Origin of the sequence: Nocardioides sp. Soil796 (assembly GCF_001429525.1) — a bacterium.
In the GTDB taxonomy this organism is placed as follows: Bacteria; Actinomycetota; Actinomycetes; order Propionibacteriales; family Nocardioidaceae; genus Nocardioides.
Genome location: NZ_LMSQ01000019.1, coordinates 508,477 through 509,045, shown reverse-complemented (window position 1 = coordinate 509,045; position 569 = coordinate 508,477). Strand labels below are relative to the sequence as shown.

Below are 569 nucleotides of genomic sequence, written 5' to 3'. Positions count from 1 at the left end.
ACGCGGTCTGGGTCGATGCGATGCTGAACCGGATCGCCGACATCCTCGCCGCCCGCGACAAGGAAGCCGAGGTGCCGTACCGGTCCCTCGACACGAGACGTGCCGAAGCCTTCGGGTGGCTGGCGCGTCCCGCGGAGTTGCTCGCGTTGCTGCTCGAGCACGCCGAGAACCCCGACCCCGGACCACACTCCACCGACCAGGACCAGCCCGGCGACGGCCACGACGAAGCCAACGACGACGAGGACGAAGCCGGTAACACCGACAACGACGCCGCCGCGGACGACGGCGGCAGCGACGACCAGGGCCAGCCCAGCAACAGTGAGCCCGCCGGCACAAGCGACGCGGCCCGCGACGACAACCAGACCGGAGCCGACCACGAGCCGGAGGCAGCTTCCGATGCGGCCGCCCACCCAGCACCGGATCCTGATGCTGAGCCCGAGCCGGAAGACGCGGAACCCGGCTCGTCACCGGTGGCCTGGGCCGACGGGTTCCCGGAGCATCTGCTCGACGCGCTCCGCCAAATCGATCCGGTCAAGCTGCGTCCCCGGGCCGTGGTCTACGTCCACCTG

1 pseudogene is annotated in these 569 nt (G+C 70.8%); it reads left to right on the top strand.

Annotation, left to right across the window (positions count from 1 at the left end):
- Positions 1–569: pseudogene (locus ASH02_RS19580) on the top strand (hypothetical protein); the annotation flags it as partial.